The 16,118-nt window shown below is 61.4% G+C and carries 12 protein-coding genes; 7 read left to right on the forward strand and 5 right to left on the reverse strand.

The features are described from left to right. Positions 1–24 precede the first annotated feature (24 nt). Positions 25–831 (reverse strand): DUF6635 family protein, encoded by an 807-nt coding sequence (locus F3W81_RS00250; protein WP_193081551.1) that lies wholly within the window; start codon positions 829–831, stop codon positions 25–27. 567 nt (positions 832–1,398) lie between these two features. On the opposite strand from F3W81_RS00250, the gene F3W81_RS00255 reads away from it, so the two are divergent. Genes F3W81_RS00255 through F3W81_RS00265 form a run of 3 tightly spaced genes read left to right on the forward strand, consistent with a single transcriptional unit; the run spans position 1,399 to position 5,507 of the window. Further along, a complete protein-coding gene (locus F3W81_RS00255) occupies positions 1,399–2,700 on the forward strand; it encodes a cytochrome c (RefSeq protein WP_193081552.1) in 1,302 nt (433 codons plus the stop codon). 19 nt (positions 2,701–2,719) lie between these two features. Continuing rightward, the gene (locus tag F3W81_RS00260) at positions 2,720–3,193 is read left to right on the forward strand and encodes a (2Fe-2S)-binding protein (protein ID WP_193081553.1); all 474 of its coding nucleotides are present in this window, start codon (positions 2,720–2,722) and stop codon (positions 3,191–3,193) included. Continuing rightward, positions 3,186–5,507: a xanthine dehydrogenase family protein molybdopterin-binding subunit gene (locus tag F3W81_RS00265; RefSeq protein WP_226941776.1), complete on the forward strand. Its 2,322-nt coding sequence runs from the start codon at positions 3,186–3,188 to the stop codon at positions 5,505–5,507. The genes F3W81_RS00260 and F3W81_RS00265 overlap by 8 nt, the downstream gene beginning before the upstream one ends. Before the next feature lie 88 nt (positions 5,508–5,595). On the opposite strand, the gene F3W81_RS00270 is transcribed toward F3W81_RS00265, so the two are convergent. Continuing rightward, positions 5,596–7,668, reverse strand: coding sequence for a putative bifunctional diguanylate cyclase/phosphodiesterase (locus tag F3W81_RS00270; RefSeq protein WP_193081555.1), 2,073 nt, complete (start codon positions 7,666–7,668; stop codon positions 5,596–5,598). A gap of 497 nt (positions 7,669–8,165) precedes the next feature. Between F3W81_RS00270 and F3W81_RS00275 the strand changes: the two genes are divergently transcribed. Further along, positions 8,166–9,311 carry a GGDEF domain-containing protein gene (locus F3W81_RS00275; protein ID WP_193081556.1) on the forward strand — a complete coding sequence of 382 codons (1,146 nt, stop codon included), beginning with the start codon at positions 8,166–8,168 and terminating at the stop codon, positions 9,309–9,311. Positions 9,312–9,392: 81 nt separating this feature from the next. Here F3W81_RS00275 and F3W81_RS00280 read toward each other — a convergent pair whose 3' ends face one another. Next, entirely contained in the window at positions 9,393–9,695 is a 303-nt protein-coding gene (locus F3W81_RS00280) for an ArsR/SmtB family transcription factor (protein WP_193081558.1), read from the reverse strand. 173 nt (positions 9,696–9,868) lie between these two features. Here F3W81_RS00280 and F3W81_RS00285 point away from each other — a divergent pair, with 173 nt between their 5' ends. The 3 genes from F3W81_RS00285 (at position 9,869) to F3W81_RS00295 (ending at position 13,853) form a co-directional block, all read left to right on the forward strand. Beyond that, positions 9,869–10,783 (forward strand): MBL fold metallo-hydrolase, encoded by a 915-nt coding sequence (locus F3W81_RS00285; protein WP_193083515.1) that lies wholly within the window; start codon positions 9,869–9,871, stop codon positions 10,781–10,783. A 56-nt stretch (positions 10,784–10,839) separates the two neighbouring features. After that, complete coding sequence (locus tag F3W81_RS00290; RefSeq protein ID WP_193081559.1) at positions 10,840–12,570, forward strand: SulP family inorganic anion transporter; 1,731 nt, start codon at positions 10,840–10,842, stop codon at positions 12,568–12,570. 161 nt (positions 12,571–12,731) lie between these two features. After that, positions 12,732–13,853: an aromatic ring-hydroxylating oxygenase subunit alpha gene (locus F3W81_RS00295; protein ID WP_193081560.1), complete on the forward strand. Its 1,122-nt coding sequence runs from the start codon at positions 12,732–12,734 to the stop codon at positions 13,851–13,853. 38 nt (positions 13,854–13,891) lie between these two features. On the opposite strand, the gene F3W81_RS00300 is transcribed toward F3W81_RS00295, so the two are convergent. Further along, positions 13,892–15,340 carry an aldehyde dehydrogenase family protein gene (locus F3W81_RS00300; protein ID WP_193081561.1) on the reverse strand — a complete coding sequence of 483 codons (1,449 nt, stop codon included), beginning with the start codon at positions 15,338–15,340 and terminating at the stop codon, positions 13,892–13,894. Between the two features lie 3 nt (positions 15,341–15,343). After that, entirely contained in the window at positions 15,344–16,111 is a 768-nt protein-coding gene (locus F3W81_RS00305) for a sugar isomerase domain-containing protein (RefSeq protein ID WP_193081562.1), read from the reverse strand. Positions 16,112–16,118 lie beyond the last annotated feature (7 nt).

Consider the following 16,118-nt stretch of genomic DNA (forward strand, 5'->3'; position numbering starts at 1 on the left):
CGGCTTTTCCTGTCAGCTCGGCCATCAGGAGCGGAACACGCGCACAAGGCTGATCCCGGCATCGATCAAGTCGGCGAGGCGTGCGAGGATGTGTTCCGGGGCAAGGCCGGAGGCGCTGCCTTCGACCACAGCGATCTTTTCCAGCAGGCGCATCAGCCGCCGCCGATGTACGCCGAGCAGCGCCTGCAGAGGATCTGCAATGATGCCGGCAAAGGTCGTGACCACTGAGGCCACCATCGCCAGAACTGTCGCCGTCAACACCACGAACCAGACGCTGAGCGAGACGGGAAAAACGTCATACCAGAGCATTCCCAACCGCGATCCAAGCGGAAAGTGTGCGACGGCCGAGGCATGTGCCACATAGCCAGACACCTGCGGCGCAAGCGAGGCGATGCCGGGGGTGACGGCTCCGAACATTGCCAGCCCCGCGAAAAGAACGAGCAGTGATGTCGTGATCTCAGCCACGGCAGAGCGGACGCTGGTGTAGTGGTCTATCAGGTCGCGACTGCGCTGAGTGAGAGGGGCGTTTTCCAACAGATCAGAGATGATGGCCGTCTCCACTCTCTGCGCGACAGAGGTTTTGAGCAGGATGTGCCGGCTGCTGAGCCAGGTCGCCAGACGGGGCAGCCTCGCCACTCGCGCAAGCAGGGCCGTCAATCCCATCAGCAGAAAGATCGGCGCAAGAACCACATTGATCGGAGCACGCAGCAGATCCCAGCCGAACGCCGTGCTATGCAGCCGGATCGTGGCCCCGAAATGAAAATGCGCACGGACAAAGGTGTCGACCCGATCTCGTACAGCCTTGGCGTTGTTTTCTGAGGGGTGAGTCATGGGGTCCGTCTGGTTCACTCGCAGATGCGACTATCCCTCAATGCCCCAAAAACTGAAAGAGCGGAGGAGGGCAAACCCTCAGACACGGTTCAAGTGTGCGTCATGAGTGGCGGCCAGAGGGTTGGCCGCGGACCTGGTGATGATCTGCGGCGTGTCGCGTAGCATGATCGCAAGTGCTGGATCGTCACCCTAGGCAAGAGTGAGAACCTCTCAAGATACTTGTAGGATCCGGTATCGCAGATGAAACGTCCGGTTACCTTGGCTTGTCACGTGCTGAACGGACACGGTTGGCCGGGATACTGCGATTCCGCCAGCGCCAGAGGAAACGATGCATGTGGCCTGAGACGAAGGTATGCATTGACCAAACGGCTCGGGACGGGACCTTATGGCTCGGACCGGGGGCATCTGGCCATTTATGGCTGACGCTTGATCAGCGTGGCGCCAAGTGAGAACTTAACATAATATTGAGGTCTCGCGGAACTATATCGTCCATCAAGGTGTTCGGTACCTCTAACTCCTCTAATCCTCTCTCGCTGCACAGAGGCGAAACCCAAGGAAATCAGCTATATGCTAAAACGGATCCTCCTAGGCATTCTGTCTGTCGCGGTGATCGCCGCAGTCGCGTTCGCAGTCTACACCTACAAGCCCACCATAGATCCCGTGAACCCGGATCAGCTGTCCGAATTTGACCCTGCCGTGGTCGAAAAGGGGCGCATCCTCGCAGGAGCTGGCTATTGTGCCACGTGCCATACGGCAGCAGATGGCGCCCCCTACGCCGGGAACTACGCAATGGAGACCGGCTTCGGCACGATCTATTCGACCAACCTGACCCCGGATGTAGAGACGGGCATCGGAACATATTCGCAGGCGGCTTTCCGTCGCGCAATGCACGAAGGTGTGGACCGCGAAGGTCATCACCTTTTCCCGGCCTTTCCCTATGATCATTTCACCAAAATGAGCGATGAAGATGTCGATGCGATCTACGCCTATATCATGAGCGAGGTTGCACCTGTATCTTCGGAGCAGAAGGAAAACGAACTGCCATTCCCGCTGAACCTGCGGGTTCTGCAATCGGGCTGGAAGCTGCTGTTCGCCGATCTGGGCCGGTATGAGGCTGACGACGCCCACTCAAAGGAATGGAACCGTGGTGCCTATCTGGCGGAAGGGGTTGCTCACTGTGGCGCCTGCCATACGCCACGCAACGCTCTAGGTGCCGAAAAGTCTGATGCGCAATATGCGGGCGCGGCAATCGATGGTTGGATCGCGCCGGCGCTGACCAGCACGAACCCCTCTCTCGTCCCTTGGAGCGCGGCTGAGTTCAAGTCCTACCTTGAGAGCGGCGCAGCCATCTATCATGGCGTGGCCGCAGGCCCGATGGGTGAAGTGGTTCATGCCGGTGTGCGTGAACTGCCCGAAGATGACATCAGCGCGATGAGCATCTATCTGGCCGACAAGGTGGGGGCGGCAGAAGATGATCCGGCGCAGAGCGAAGCCGTCTTGGCCAGCCTGCGTAACAACCGCCCCGATGCCGCATACCGTCATGATCTGGGCGAGCGGCTTTATGCGACCGCCTGTGCGTCCTGCCACTACAACGCGGAACAGATCGCGCAGGGGCGTCCCGATCTTGGTATCAATTCGGCGACCAACCTTGAGGACCCGACAAACCTGATCCACGTCATGCTGGACGGTGTCAGCGCCCCCGAAGGTATTCCAGGGGTTGTGATGCCCGGGTTCCGGCACGCTCTGAACGACGATGAGCTCACGGCGATTGCCGCCTATCTTCGCGACAAGCGCGCGGGCAAGCCTGCCTGGCCTGACCTGTCGAAAGCGGTCTCCGACATCCGGTCGCAACGCGCTTCCGTGCACTGAAATTCAAAGGAAACGCACAATGATAGAGTTCAAGATCAACGGACGCGCCGTCAGCGTCGACGCAGATCCGCAGACGCCTTTGCTTTGGGCCATACGGGATGAAATCGGCCTGACCGGCACCAAGTTCGGTTGTGGTATCGGCATGTGTGGAGCCTGTACGGTCCATGTCGGGGGACGCGCCACGCGTTCCTGCATCACTCTGCTGGAGGATGTTGCAGGCACCGAGATCACCACCATCGAAGGCCTTGATGCCGAGGCGAACCACCCCGTTCAGGAAGCCTGGCGCAATCTGCGCGTGCCCCAGTGCGGCTATTGTCAGTCGGGTCAGATCATGCAGGCAGCCGCGCTCTTGCAAGATATTCCCAACCCGAGCGACGACGATATCGATGCCGTGATGACCGGCAATCTCTGCCGCTGCATGACATATCCGCGTATTCGCAAGGCTGTTCGCGAAGCCGCAACCGCAATGTCGGGAGCCAAAGACAATGGGTAACAAACTGCACTCACGCCTGACCACGGCGTCCGGCCCCGGCGACATGACCCGTCGCGGTTTTCTCGTCTCGATGACCGCAGCGGGGGTCGCCTTCGGCTTTCCGCGCAGCTCCGTCGCGGCAATGGATCCTGCTGCGGCCGATGGTGTGCCGATCACGCCTGCCGGGGATGCCTTCGAGCCGACGCTCTGGTACTGGATCGACAGCGAAGGTCAGGTGAACGTCAACATCATCCGCGCCGAGATGGGCCAGCATGTCGGCACCGCCATCGCCCGCATCCTTGCGGACGAACTGGAGGTCGCCTGGGAGTCTGTCCATATCACGCACGTCGATACGGCAGAAAAATGGGGCACCATGGTCACGGGTGGCAGCTGGTCGATCTGGCAAAGCTGGCCGGTGTATCGTCAGGCAGGCGCCGCGGGTCGTACGGCCCTCGTCGAGGCGGCGGCCCAGAAGTGGGGCGTTGACCCGACAACCTGTCAGGCCCGCGATGGCGCTGTCAGTGATGGTACCAATTCCATTACCTATGCGGAGCTGGTGTCCGCTGGCCTTGAGCGCTCCTTCACCGAGGATGAGCTCAAGGCGATCCCGTTGAAGCCGCACGCTGAATTGCGTCTGGTGGGCAAGGATGTCACTGCGCTCGACATCGCCAACAAGACCGATGGCAAGGCGATCTATGGTCTGGATGCCAAGATCGACGGCATGGTTTATGGCGTACCCATGCTGCCCCCGACACGGCTCGGCTCGGCTGTTTCATCGGTCGATGAAAGCGGCGCGAAGGGCGTGAAGGGCTATCTGCAGACGCTGACACTGGACGACCCTTCGGGCACGGTGCCGGGTTGGGTCGTGGTTCTGGGCGAGACACTGATGGCGGCCAAGTGGGCGTCTGAGGCGATCAAGGTCACCTGGAATGCGGGGGACACCTCGGGGGTATCTGAGGACGATATCAACGAACGCTCGCGCCAGCTGATTGCGGACGGGACAACAGGGGCAATCCTGCCGACCGAGACGCCGGATACAACCGCCGCGTTTGACGGCGCCACCGACGTACTGGAGGCGGAGTATTCCACCCAGACTGTGCTTCACTTTCAGCTTGAACCGGTGAATGCGACCGTTTTTCAGAACGCTGACGGTATTTGGGAAATCCATACAGGCAACCAGTGGCAATCTCTGATCCTGCCGACGCTCTCGGCCGCGCTGGACACGCCTGCCGACAAGATCGTCATGCGCTCATATATGCTGGGAGGGGGCTTTGGTCGCCGCCTGAACGGCGACTATACGGTGCCTGCCGCGCTGGCTTCCAAAGCTTTGGGCGGCAAGCCCGTCAAATTGGTATTCTTCCGCGAGGATGATGCGCAGTTCGACAGCCCCCGTTCGCCCAGCGTGCAGAAGTTGCGCATGGCTTTTGACAGCGACAATCAGGTCGTTGGGATGGAGCATCACGCCGCTGCCGGTTGGCCGACAGGGGTCCTCGTGCCATCCTTCATGCCCAAGGGTGTGAACGATGAGCCCTATGACCCCTTTGCCATCGACGGTGCGGACCATTGGTATTCGGTCGGCCCTCACAAGGTGCGCGCCATCTCGAACGATCTTGCGAACAAGACGTTTCGTCCGGGCTGGCTGCGCTCGGTCGGGCCGGGCTGGACGAACTTTGCGGTTGAAAGCTTCATGGACGAGGCCGCGAAGAAAGTCGGGATCGATCCGCTGGACTTCCGTCTGCAACACCTGAAGGCGGAAGGGTATAACGCGGGTTCGGCCCCCAATGCTGTGGGGGGTGCCGGGAGACAGGCAAATGCCCTGCGGCGGGTGGTGGAAATGTCTGGCTACGGCGCGGCAGATCTGCCCGCAGATACGGCCATCGGCATCGCCACGACGTTTGGCCAGTCGCGCACCATGCCCACATGGACAGCCGGAGCCGTGCAGGTGCATGTCGACCGCAACTCAGGTCGGATAGACGTGCAGAAGATCTGGCTCGCGGTGGATTGCGGCACAGTTGTCGACCCCGACAGCGCGCTGGCGCAATGTGAGGGCGCGGCTCTCTGGGGGGTGTCGATGGCCTTGTATGAAGGCACAACCTTCGAGAACGGCAATGTCAGCGATCTGAACCTTGGCACCTACACGCCGCTGCGCATGATCGATACGCCCGACATGGAGATCGCCTTTATCGACAGCACCGAAGTGCCGGTGGGGTTGGGCGAGCCTGGCACGACGGTCATCGCGCCTGCCATCGCCAATGCGATCCATAATGCCGTTGGGATCAGGTTGCGGCATCTGCCGATGCGTCCGCAAGAGGTGTTGGACGCGCTGAAGGCCTGAAACGTCAGCAGGCGCCCGAAAAGCGTGGGCGCCTGCTGAACGACGCGGCCAATCCCCTCAATGGCAGCCCAAAGCAGCTCAGCGCGCGTCATTTTCCTGAAGAAAGGTCATCGCATCCTTGACCGTCAGCGGCCTTGACCGTCAGCGGCCTCGAATGAATGAAGCCCTGCAGATAATCGCACCCGAAGCTGCGCAGGTAGTCCCGCTGTGCGGTCGTCTCTACACCTTCGGCAACAACCTCGATCCCGAGCCTGCGGGCAAGTGAGATCAGACCATCGACCAGCGCTCGGTCACTGGCATCCTCTTCGAGATCATGGACAAAGCTCTTGTCGATTTTGATCTTGTCGACATGGAAATCCCTGAGGTGCGAGAGCGAGGAAAAGCCCGTTCCGAAGTCGTCGAGAGCAAGACCCACGCCACTTTCGTGGAGCTGTTGCAGGGTGCTGGCGACTGTCTGGGTCGAGCGCCCGATCAGAGCGGTCTCCGTGATCTCGATCACAAGTTCGGTCGGCGGGATGTCGTGCTGCGCGAGCAACTCCTGCACTTCCAATGCGAAACAGGGTTCGCGCAGCTCTGGCGCAGACACGTTGATGGCGAATTTCCCAGGGCGCAGGCCCGCTTGCACCATAGCCTGACGTGCCGCCATTGCTTTTTGCATCACCACGCGGCCGATACGCGAAATAAAACCAAGCTCTTCGGCGAGGGGGATGAAGAGGTCGGGGGCAACGGGCGATCCCTCGTCGTCGAGGCGCACCAGAACTTCGAAACCGCTATGCGCTCCGGTTTCGAATTTGCAAAAAGGTTGCAGCGCGATCTGGAAGCGGTCGTTGTCCAGCGCGTCGGCCAGAATGGCCTTGAGGTGGTTGCGGCAGATCAGTTTTCCCCGAACGCTCTGATCAAAGATGCACCATTGATTGCGGCCGTTGTGCTTGGCCTCATAGAGGGCCACATCCGCATTGATCAGCAGCCCTTCGACGGTCTGCGCATCCTGGGGATAGAGGGTCACGCCCATGGAAAAGGACGGAAGGTAGATCGTATCCGACAGCGATACCGCCTTGGAGGTGAAGGCGTGCAGTGACCGCAGGTACTCTTCGGGCGCATTCTGGTAGGCCTCTGCGGGAATAAAGGCGGCAAACTCATCCCCACCCAGGCGCGCAACCACGCGGTTCGGGCCTGTGAAGTCCATCAGCCGCTGACCAATTTCCTGCAACAACTGGTCGCCGCAATGGTGACCAAGCGTATCATTCAGCTCCTTGAAGTGATCGAGGTCGAACATGATCAGCAGCCCCCCCTGATCCGTCGGTTCCTGGCCAGACAGGGTGATCCGCTGTGCCAGATCTTTGGCAAAGCGGGCGCGGTTGGCGAGGCCGGTCAGGTCGTCGGTTTCGGCAATCCGGCGCAGTTCATCTTCGACCGCCTTGCGCTTGGTCACCTCGTACCGAGTGGAGACGTAGCGGACGATTTCGCCACCGGCGCCATGCACGGGGACGATATTTGTATCGACCCAGTATAGATCGCCCCCTTTGGTGATGTTGCAGATCTCGCCGTGCCAGGTTTGTCCCGCGCGGATGGACTGCCACATATCGCGGAAGAAACTGGGGTTGTGCCTTCCTGAGTTCACAATGCGATGGTTCTGCCCGATCAGCTCCTCCGAGGTATAACCACTGATGGAGCTGAACTTGGAATTTACATAAGTGATCCTGCCCCGCGCATCGGTGGCGGAGATGATCGCCTGTTGATCAAGCGCGCGCTGATAGGTTTTGTAGTCGATGCTTTCCTGCGCCAGCGCCCGTTCGCGCGTGACATCGCGCTGGACGGCGACGAAATGCGTCAACTGGCCGTCGTCATCAAAGATCGGGCCAAGGTGGATCTCGGAGATATAGGCGCTGCCGGCCTTGTCATAGTTCACGATATCAACTCTGCAGCGGGTTTGCGTGGCTATGGCTTCGGCCAGTCTGGCCCTGCTGTGTGGGCTTGTGTCATTGCCCTGCAGCACTTCGCCAGGTCGCTTTCCAATGATCTCATGCAACTCGTATCCGCAGAGCCGTTCGAACGCGGGATTGATCCAAAGGATTTTGCCTTCGGGATCCGTCAGGACAAGGCCGTCACAGACATGCTCTGCCACCAGCTTTGCGAGTATATCGGCATCTGGATCATACATCCCGAAGGTCCTCGCTGTTGAGCACGGCTTTGTCAGAGTGCCCGGCTTCTGACGGTACATATTTTCCAGGGCGGCAGTCGCAGGACTGTGGACCCATGCTCGCGCGCCCAGAGCCCATGGTTCCAATGCCACGGTACAAACTACCTTTAGGGGCGAGTGGCCCCCTCACGCAAAGGCAATCTGCACTTGCCTGGAACGGATGGCCCGAAAACGCAATGGCGATGCCAAGCTGGCCTGAGTTGGAAGGGGCGACACTTGGGCTTCCTCGCTGGCCCCTCGGTTCGGGACAAGACCGAACCTGGAGGCGGTTTAACCTCCAATCAAGCCTTGACTCTGCCGCTTCAAGCCAGCGTTAGGGCGAAATAAGTAACGAAAAACCCCTCAATTTCACCGGAAAATTGCTCTATCTGCATAAGAGGGTTGATCGGCGCTCAAGAAACCATCACCCTGAGAAGACCGGCGTTCCGTTCGGGTCATCCGATCATGAGAACCTATTTATGTCAGTGTACCTGTTATCCACCGCAAACTTTGCCGGTCTTATGGCTCTGGTCGCGATTTCTTTCGGCGTTGCCTCACGAACAATCTCGCGGCCTCTTCTACAGAAGATTGCCCTTGGGGTCATTCTGGGTTTCGGTGCCGCTGCGGCGTCACTGCAGCCGTTCATGTTCGTGAACGGTCTGCAAATCGACCCGCGGAACCTTTTCGTTGGTTGTGCGGGTGCCTTCGTCGGGCCGCTTGCAGGCATCATCAGTTTCGCCATGGCGGCGCTGACGCGATATTATGAGGGCGAGCCCTCGGCAGCTGTCTGCATATTATCGCTATTCGTTGCGACCTGCGCAGGGTTGGCGTGGCGGCATTTCACCCGCAATCGGGAACGAACCGATGAAAGGCTGCTGCTGGTACTTGGGGGGGCGATAAGCCTTTCGTATGTGTGCACCTTTTTGCTTCCCAGCACCTATTGGGCGATGGTTTTTTCCTCGGCGGTACCCTTTCTGGTGCTGACCAATCTGATCGGTTCCAGCCTGCTGGGCGGGTTTCTGGAGCGAGAACGTCGCCGGGCAAAGCGGTGGCGCCGCCTTCAAACACAGGCCTTGCTGGACCCGCTGACAGGGCTGTCCAATCGCCGCGCCTTTGAGGAAGCCTATGCGATTGCGGTAGGGGCCGGGGACTCGTCGGGCACGGCGTTCATTCTCATCGATCTCGACCATTTCAAACTGGTGAACGACACCTATGGCCATGCCATCGGCGATAGTGTTCTGGTCGCTGTGGCACGAAACGTGTCAGATTCCGTGCGCGAACGTGACCTCGTCGCCCGTTTCGGAGGTGAGGAGTTCGCGGTCTGCCTGCCAAATTCCACCAGGGAACAGGCGGCCGTGATTGCACAGCGCATCCGCAGGTCGATCTCCGACGTTCAGAAAACGAAAGCCGTTAGTGGTTTGTCGATCGCGGCAAGCGTCGGTGTCTGCTGGAGCGAGGCAGCACTTGAGTTGGAGGCAGCCTTTGATCGGGCCGACAGGGCGCTCTATCAGGCGAAGATCAATGGGCGGGATCAGGTGGTCTTTTCCGAGCATATTGAGCCCTCATCAACATCCTCTGGGCCCTCACGCGCGCCTCGCATCACTGGGCAAACCGCAAACTCATGAGCTGAATGGCGTGGTTCCCGCAAATGGACAGGGCGATGATCTGACATTTTCCCTTGCAGATCTGGACGCTTGAAGTCCGTGTCACGGGGCGCAGTAAAGTGCGTGAAGGGTTTCCAGAATAGCCACAACCTCCGGGCCTTTGACTGAATAATAGATGGTCTGTCCCTCTCGTCTCCCATCGACAAGATCGGCATCTTTCAGCTTTTTCAGTTGCTGTGACATGCTCGGCTGGGACAATGCGCAGGCACGCGCAAGTTCACCCACGGACCGCTCTCCTTCAATCAGACGGCACAGGATCTGAAGGCGCGCTTCTGAAGCGAGCATCGCCATCAGGACCGCAGCTCTGCCAATGTCACCAGTCTGAAAATCTCCGAGATCTTTCATATTCGTCCCATTGAATATTATGTCTGGATAATATATCTCCATCACTGATCAGTGCAAGGGCAGGGTCCCTAAAATGCACTGTAGGAGAAATGCGGTATGACCCGGAACGTCCCAACCTTAAGGCGGCGCTGGAGCGGACTGCGTTGATCCAAAGCACGGTGGAGATAAACTCGATGACTTATACACTTCGCTCTCCCCTTGTGCGCCATTCTGCGTCCCAGGGCGCTGGCAGTCCTGATGTGTGGGGCGTTTATGAACCCGACACCGGTTCAATCCAGTACATCTGTGCCGATCCGGTGACCCGACAGGCCGCCTTGATTGATGTGGTGTGGAATTTTGACCCAAAAAACTATCGGTTCTCGACCAAGAGCATGGATCAGGTGCTGGATCTGGTGCGCGCGGAAGGCTTGACGGTGCAATGGGTGCTGGACACGCACCCCCATGCCGATCACGTCATGGCTTCGGCGCAGCTGAGCGCTCGTACAGATGCGCCCAATGCCATCGGTGCTCTGGTGCCTGACATCGCAGGGATCTGGGCGGACCTTTATAATCTGCCAGGGGCATTCAACCCGAGGCGCGACTTTGACCGTCTTTTCGCTGAGGGTGAAACCTTTCGGATTGGGGCGTTAGAGGTGCAAGTGATGCTGTCATCCGGGCATACGCTCGGCTCTGTCAGCTATGTCTGCGGCGATGCGGCCTTCGTACATGACACTCTGATGCAACCCGATGCAGGCACGTCACGCTCAGATTTCCCCGGTGGCGACACCGCCAGCCTTTGGGATTCGATCCAACAGATCCTTTCGCTACCGCCGCAAACGCGCCTCTGTGTGGGGCACGACTATGGCACCAAGACCCGCAAGGAGCCGCAGTGGCAAGCGAGCGTGGCTGAGCACAAGGCGCATAATATCCATGTCCGCGATGGGACGCCGCGTGAGGACTGGATCGCCCTGCGGAAGGCGCGGGATGCAACGCTGGCCCTCCCGGATCGCATTCTGGCGGCGCTTCAGATCAATCTGCGCGGCGGGAGGCTGCCCGATCCCGAAGCGGACGGCCACCATTATCTGAAACTCCCGGTCAACCGCTTCTGACAGGGATTTAGTCCTCAGCCCTTTTTCATTGGCCCGTATCTGATTGGATAGCCCAAATGACCCTGCGTTCCTTTGCCCGGTACCTGCCAATTCTCGACTGGGGACGGCAGTACGACCGAACGGCCTTTACGGGCGATATCGTGGCGGCGTTGATCGTGACGATCATGCTGATCCCGCAATCGCTGGCCTATGCACTGCTGGCGGGCCTGCCACCCGAGGCGGGGATCTATGCCTCCATCGCGCCGATCCTGCTGTATGCGGTGTTCGGCACCAGCCGGGCGTTGGCGGTGGGGCCGGTGGCGGTGGTGTCGCTGATGACCGCCGCCGCTGTGGGCAATATCGCGGCCACAGGCACTGCGGGTTATGCGGCAGCGGCTCTGACGCTGGCGCTGCTCTCGGGGCTGATCCTGCTGACACTGGGGCTGTTCCGTCTGGGGTTCATTGCCAACTTCCTGTCGCATCCGGTGATTGCGGGCTTTATCACCGCCAGTGGCCTGCTGATCGCGGCGAGCCAGCTGCGTCATCTTCTGGGCATTCAGGGCGAGGGCAATACGCTGATCGAGATCGCCACAGGTCTCTGGCCGCATCTGAGCGAGGTCAATCCGGTCACGCTTGCCCTCGGGGTGTCCGCGACGGCGTTTCTGTTCTGGGTGCGCAAGGGGCTTAAACCGCTGTTGCGGCGGGCGGGCCTTGGGCCGCGCATGGCTGATCTGGTCGCCAAGACCGGGCCGGTGCTGGCGATCGTGGTGACCACCCTGCTGACCTGGGGGCTGGACCTGGGCGCACAGGGCGTCGCCATCGTCGGCGAGGTGCCTCAGAGCCTGCCGCCGCTGACCCTGCCATCGTTGCGCCCCGAGCTGATCCGGCAATTGTTCGTGCCAGCGCTGCTGATTTCGGTCATCGGCTTTGTCGAGAGCATTTCCGTGGCGCAGACACTGGCCGCCAAGAAACGCCAGCGCATCAACCCGGATCAGGAACTGATCGGGCTGGGCGCGGCCAATATCGGCGCGGCCTTCACTGGGGGCTTTCCGGTGACGGGGGGCTTTTCACGCTCGGTCGTGAATTATGATGCAGGCGCCGAGACGCCCGCCGCCGGGGCCTATACCGCCGCGGGGCTGGCGCTGGCGGCGCTGTTCCTGACGCCTCTGATCCACTATCTGCCGAAAGCGACGCTGGCGGCAACGATCATCGTCGCGGTGCTGAGCCTGGTCGATGTGTCGATCCTGCGGCGGGCCTGGGGCTTCAGCCGTGCCGATTTCGCCGCCGTTGCGGTGACCATCCTGCTGACGCTGACGCTTGGCGTCGAGGTGGGCGTCACGGCGGGGGTCGCGACGTCGGTTCTGGTGCACCTCTACAAGACCTCGCGTCCGCATATCGCCGTGGTCGGCCGGGTGCCCGGCACCGAGCATTTCCGCAACGTGCGCCGTCACGACGTCGAGACCCAGTCGCATGTGTTGTCGCTGCGGGTCGACGAAAGCCTGTATTTCCCCAACGCGCGCTTTCTTGAGGATGAGCTGATGCGCTATGCCGCCGACAAGCCCGAGCTGAGCGACGTGGTGCTGATGTTCCCGGCGGTCAACGACATCGACCTCTCGGCGCTGGAGTCGCTGGAGGCGATCAACACGCGCCTGCGCGACGCCGGGGTCCGGTTGCACCTGAGCGAGGTGAAGGGACCGGTGATGGATCGTCTCAAGCGCTGCCATTTCCTGCAGGAGCTGACCGGAGAGGTATTCCTGAGCCAGCACGCCGCGATCTGTGCGCTGGAGAGGCGCGCCCCGGCCGCCTAAATCGCGCACATTTGCCAGCACCTGATGCGGGCGTCGCCACGCGGAGCTTGCTTTTGTCGTGGAAGGGCAGAACCTGATGCCGTGGCCGCCTGAGGCAGGCGCGGCCTCTGCGTGCGAAGCCGGGAGTATCTCCCAAAGCGGCCGCCGATCAGGAGAAACTGATGAACATCCATGACCCCGCCGCCGAACTGCGTGCCAGTGTTGGTATCGCGTTCGAGCAGGCCCATGCCATGCCGGTTTCGGTCTATACTTCGCCCGAGTTTCTGGCGCTGGAGGCCGAGCATGTCTTTGCCCGATCCTGGCTTTGCGCCGGTCGCGCCGATGCGCTGAGGGAACCGGGCGATTACCTGACGATGCAGATCGCGGGCGAGCCGGTGCTGATCCTGCGAGACCGCGAAGGGCAGTTGCGCGCCATGTCCAATGTCTGCCGCCACCGCATGTCGGTGCTGCTGGAGGGGCGCGGCAACACGCGCGTCATCACCTGTCCCTATCACGCCTGGACCTATTCGCTGGATGGCAGCCTGCGCGGCGCGCCTGCGATGGACATGAACAAGGGGTTCTGCAAGGAAGACAACGGCCTGCCCGCGATCCGCTGCGTCAACTGGAACGGCTGGATCATGGTGACGCTGGATGCCGATCTGCCTGACCCACATGAGCAACTGAGCGAGGTTGACGATCTGGTCGGCTACCTCGACATGTCCAGTTACGTCGAGACCTTCCGCGAGGAACATCACTGGAATACCAACTGGAAGATCCTGGCCGAGAACTTCATGGAGAGCTACCACCTGCCGATGTGTCACGGCGCGACGATCGGGGGCGCGGTCGATCTGCGCAAGATGACCTGCCCCGAGGGGCGCGCGCATTTCAACTATCACCACATCATGAAGGACGACTCCATCGCGCTGTCTATTGCCCACAAGGACAACACGACGCTGCAGGGCGATGACCGCTACCGGACCTGGCTGATGGCGATCTACCCCTCGCTGCTGATCACGCTGACACCGGGGTATTTCTGGTACCTCTGCCTGACGCCAAGCGCGCCGGGCGAGGTCGATATCGTCTATGGCGGCGGGCTGCACCCCGACTTCGCTGTCGATCCGCAGGCCGATGTGCATTTTGCCATGCTGAAAGGGTTGCTGGATCACGTCAATGACGAGGATCGCGGCTGCACCGAACGGGTGTGGCGGGGCATGCAAGGGCGGCTGGCGCGCCCCGGCCCGCTCAGTCATCTTGAGCGGCCGAACTTCGAATTCGCCCGCTGGATCGCCAGCCGGATGCCGTGAAGGGGGCTGGCCCCGCGTGGTTCGGGGCCAGCCAGTACTCAGATCTGCGCGCGCATCTTCAGCTTGATGTGCTTTTTCTCAAGGAAGGCATGCAGGCCTTCGGGACCAAGTTCGCGCCCGACACCGCTCATCTTCCAACCGCCGAAGGGGGCCTGAAGTTCGCTGGTGTCGTTGACGTTGACGCCGATGGCCCCCGCCTCGATCTGTTCCGCCATCGCCCAGCCACGCTCAAGATCGCCAGAGAAGACATAGGCGGCGAGGCCGAAGGGCAGGGCGTTGGCGACGCGCAGCGCCTCCGCGTCATCCTCAACCCCGCGAATGGCGGCGAGGGGGCCGAAGGTTTCTTCGGTCAGGGCGAGGGCATCATCATCCGCGGCATCCACCACGGCGGGGGTGAAGAAATACCCCCTATCCCAGGGCTCGCCCTTGGGCACCGTGCCGCCGGTCAGCAGCTTGCCGCCCTTGGCCAGCGCGTCGTCGAGATGGCGCTGCACGCGGGTCCGCACGCCCTCGTTCAGCACCGGGCCGTAGAGCACGCCGGGGATGACGCCATGGCCCAGCTCGATCTTGCGGGTCACCTCGACCAGCGCCTCGGTGAAGGCGGCGTGGATGCCGCGCGAGACGATGATGCGGTTCACCGCGATGCAGATCTGACCCATGTTGGAAAAGGCGCGTCGTGCGGCAGCGGCGGCGGCCTCCATCGGGTCTGCATCATCCAGCACGATGAAGGGGCACTGCCCGCCAAGCTCAAGCGAGACACGTTTGAGGTTGCCCGCCGCCGCCCGCATGATCGACTGTCCGGCGGGGACCGAGGCGGTGGCGGTGATCATGTCGATGCCGGGATGGGCTGACAGGGCCGCGCCGACCTGCTGCCCGGTGCCGGGGATGTCGTTCAGCACGCCCGGCGGCAGGCCTGCATCCTCGAAACACTGCACCACCATCGCGATGGCGAGCGGCGTTTCATGCGGCGGTTTGGCGACCAGCACACAGCCCGCCGCCAGCACCGGCGCGACCTTCCAGGCGTAGAGGTCGACGGGATAGTTCCACGGCACGATGCCCGCGACGACGCCGACGGGATGTTCGGTGACGATATTGCGGATCGCCGCGTTCGAAGCCGGACGGAGAGTGCCGAAGACCCGGCGCCCCTGTTCGGCGTAATAGCGGATCACCTCGGCACCGAAGGCGATCTCTTTCTTGGAATCTGGCACCGGCTTGCCCTGTTCGCGTGTCAGCAGGTCGGCAATCGCGTCGATCCGTTGGTCAATCAGATCGGCGGCACGGTGCAAGATGTGAGCGCGGGCGTCGGGGTGCATTGCGGCCCAGGCCGGAAAGGCGCGGCGCGCGGCGGTGACGGCCAGTTCGACATCGCCAAGGCCAGCAATGGCGCTGGTGCCGACAGGCTCACCGGTTGCGGGATCGGGGATGAGGGCGGTGGTGCCGGCGACAGCATCGACCCAACGGCCGTCAATATAGAGTTTGCGATCCATGAGTTAGCGGTCCTTCAACCGTTGCCACAGCGCCTGATAGTTGCTGTCGTTCTGGGCGTCGGCCTCGGCCTTTTCGGTGGTGTTGGGGCTGACCATAACACCGGGCTCGATGCCCTGCGCCACCAGCCGCTCGGCCGTGGTCGAGACGATGGCGTGGGCAATGGCGATGGTCACGCTGGTCGAGCTGGCACCGACGGGGTATTTCAGCCCGTCGATCTGCAGGCTGGCGTCGCCCTTGGGGATTCCCGTGTCGATCACCACATCCGCAACTTCGTACAGCCGCTTGCCACAGGAATGGCGCGAGGGCACGGAGCTGGAGTGCGGCAGCGAGGTGACGGCAATGACGCCGATGCCACGCTCCTTGCACTCCATCGCGATGTCCAGGATCACGGCGTTGATGCCCGAGTGCGAGAACAGGATCATCGAGTCGCCCGGATCGGTCTGATGCGAGGCCATGATGGCGCGGCCATAGCCTTCCTGGGCGTGGATGTAGCGGTACTGCCGCGCGCCCATGTCACCCCAGACGTGGTGGAACGAGATCATCGTGCTTTCGACGATGGGGCGGAAGCCGACGATGGTGCCGGTGCGCGGAAAGCTCTCCAGTGCGGGAATGGCGCCGTGGCCGGTGCCGAAGGTGAAGGCCAGCTTGCCGTTGCCGATGCTGCGGGCGCACATCTCTGCGGCCTTTTCGATGGCCTCGCATTGGGTGTCGCGCACCTTTTCCATGCGCTCGATCAATGTGTTGAAGTATCTGGTGGAGAGGGGAGCCATATCCACG

Source organism: Pseudooceanicola spongiae (assembly GCF_014899185.1).
Classification (GTDB): domain Bacteria; phylum Pseudomonadota; class Alphaproteobacteria; order Rhodobacterales; family Rhodobacteraceae; genus Pseudooceanicola; species Pseudooceanicola spongiae.

Excerpts from the sequence above, each read along its gene's own strand:
- F3W81_RS00285 (WP_193083515.1), top strand. The coding sequence starts at position 9,869 with ATGACTTATACACTTCGCTCTCCCCTTGTGCGCCATTCTGCGTCCCAG.
- F3W81_RS00270 (WP_193081555.1), bottom strand. The coding sequence starts at position 7,668 with ATGTATGATCCAGATGCCGATATACTCGCAAAGCTGGTGGCAGAGCAT.
- F3W81_RS00300 (WP_193081561.1), bottom strand. The coding sequence starts at position 15,340 with ATGGATCGCAAACTCTATATTGACGGCCGTTGGGTCGATGCTGTCGCC.
- F3W81_RS00255 (WP_193081552.1), top strand. The coding sequence starts at position 1,399 with ATGCTAAAACGGATCCTCCTAGGCATTCTGTCTGTCGCGGTGATCGCC.
- F3W81_RS00265 (WP_226941776.1), top strand. The coding sequence starts at position 3,186 with ATGGGTAACAAACTGCACTCACGCCTGACCACGGCGTCCGGCCCCGGC.
- F3W81_RS00305 (WP_193081562.1), bottom strand. The coding sequence starts at position 16,111 with ATGGCTCCCCTCTCCACCAGATACTTCAACACATTGATCGAGCGCATG.
- F3W81_RS00250 (WP_193081551.1), bottom strand. The coding sequence starts at position 831 with ATGACTCACCCCTCAGAAAACAACGCCAAGGCTGTACGAGATCGGGTC.
- F3W81_RS00260 (WP_193081553.1), top strand. The coding sequence starts at position 2,720 with ATGATAGAGTTCAAGATCAACGGACGCGCCGTCAGCGTCGACGCAGAT.
- F3W81_RS00275 (WP_193081556.1), top strand. The coding sequence starts at position 8,166 with ATGTCAGTGTACCTGTTATCCACCGCAAACTTTGCCGGTCTTATGGCT.
- F3W81_RS00295 (WP_193081560.1), top strand. The coding sequence starts at position 12,732 with ATGAACATCCATGACCCCGCCGCCGAACTGCGTGCCAGTGTTGGTATC.
- F3W81_RS00290 (WP_193081559.1), top strand. The coding sequence starts at position 10,840 with ATGACCCTGCGTTCCTTTGCCCGGTACCTGCCAATTCTCGACTGGGGA.
- F3W81_RS00280 (WP_193081558.1), bottom strand. The coding sequence starts at position 9,695 with ATGAAAGATCTCGGAGATTTTCAGACTGGTGACATTGGCAGAGCTGCG.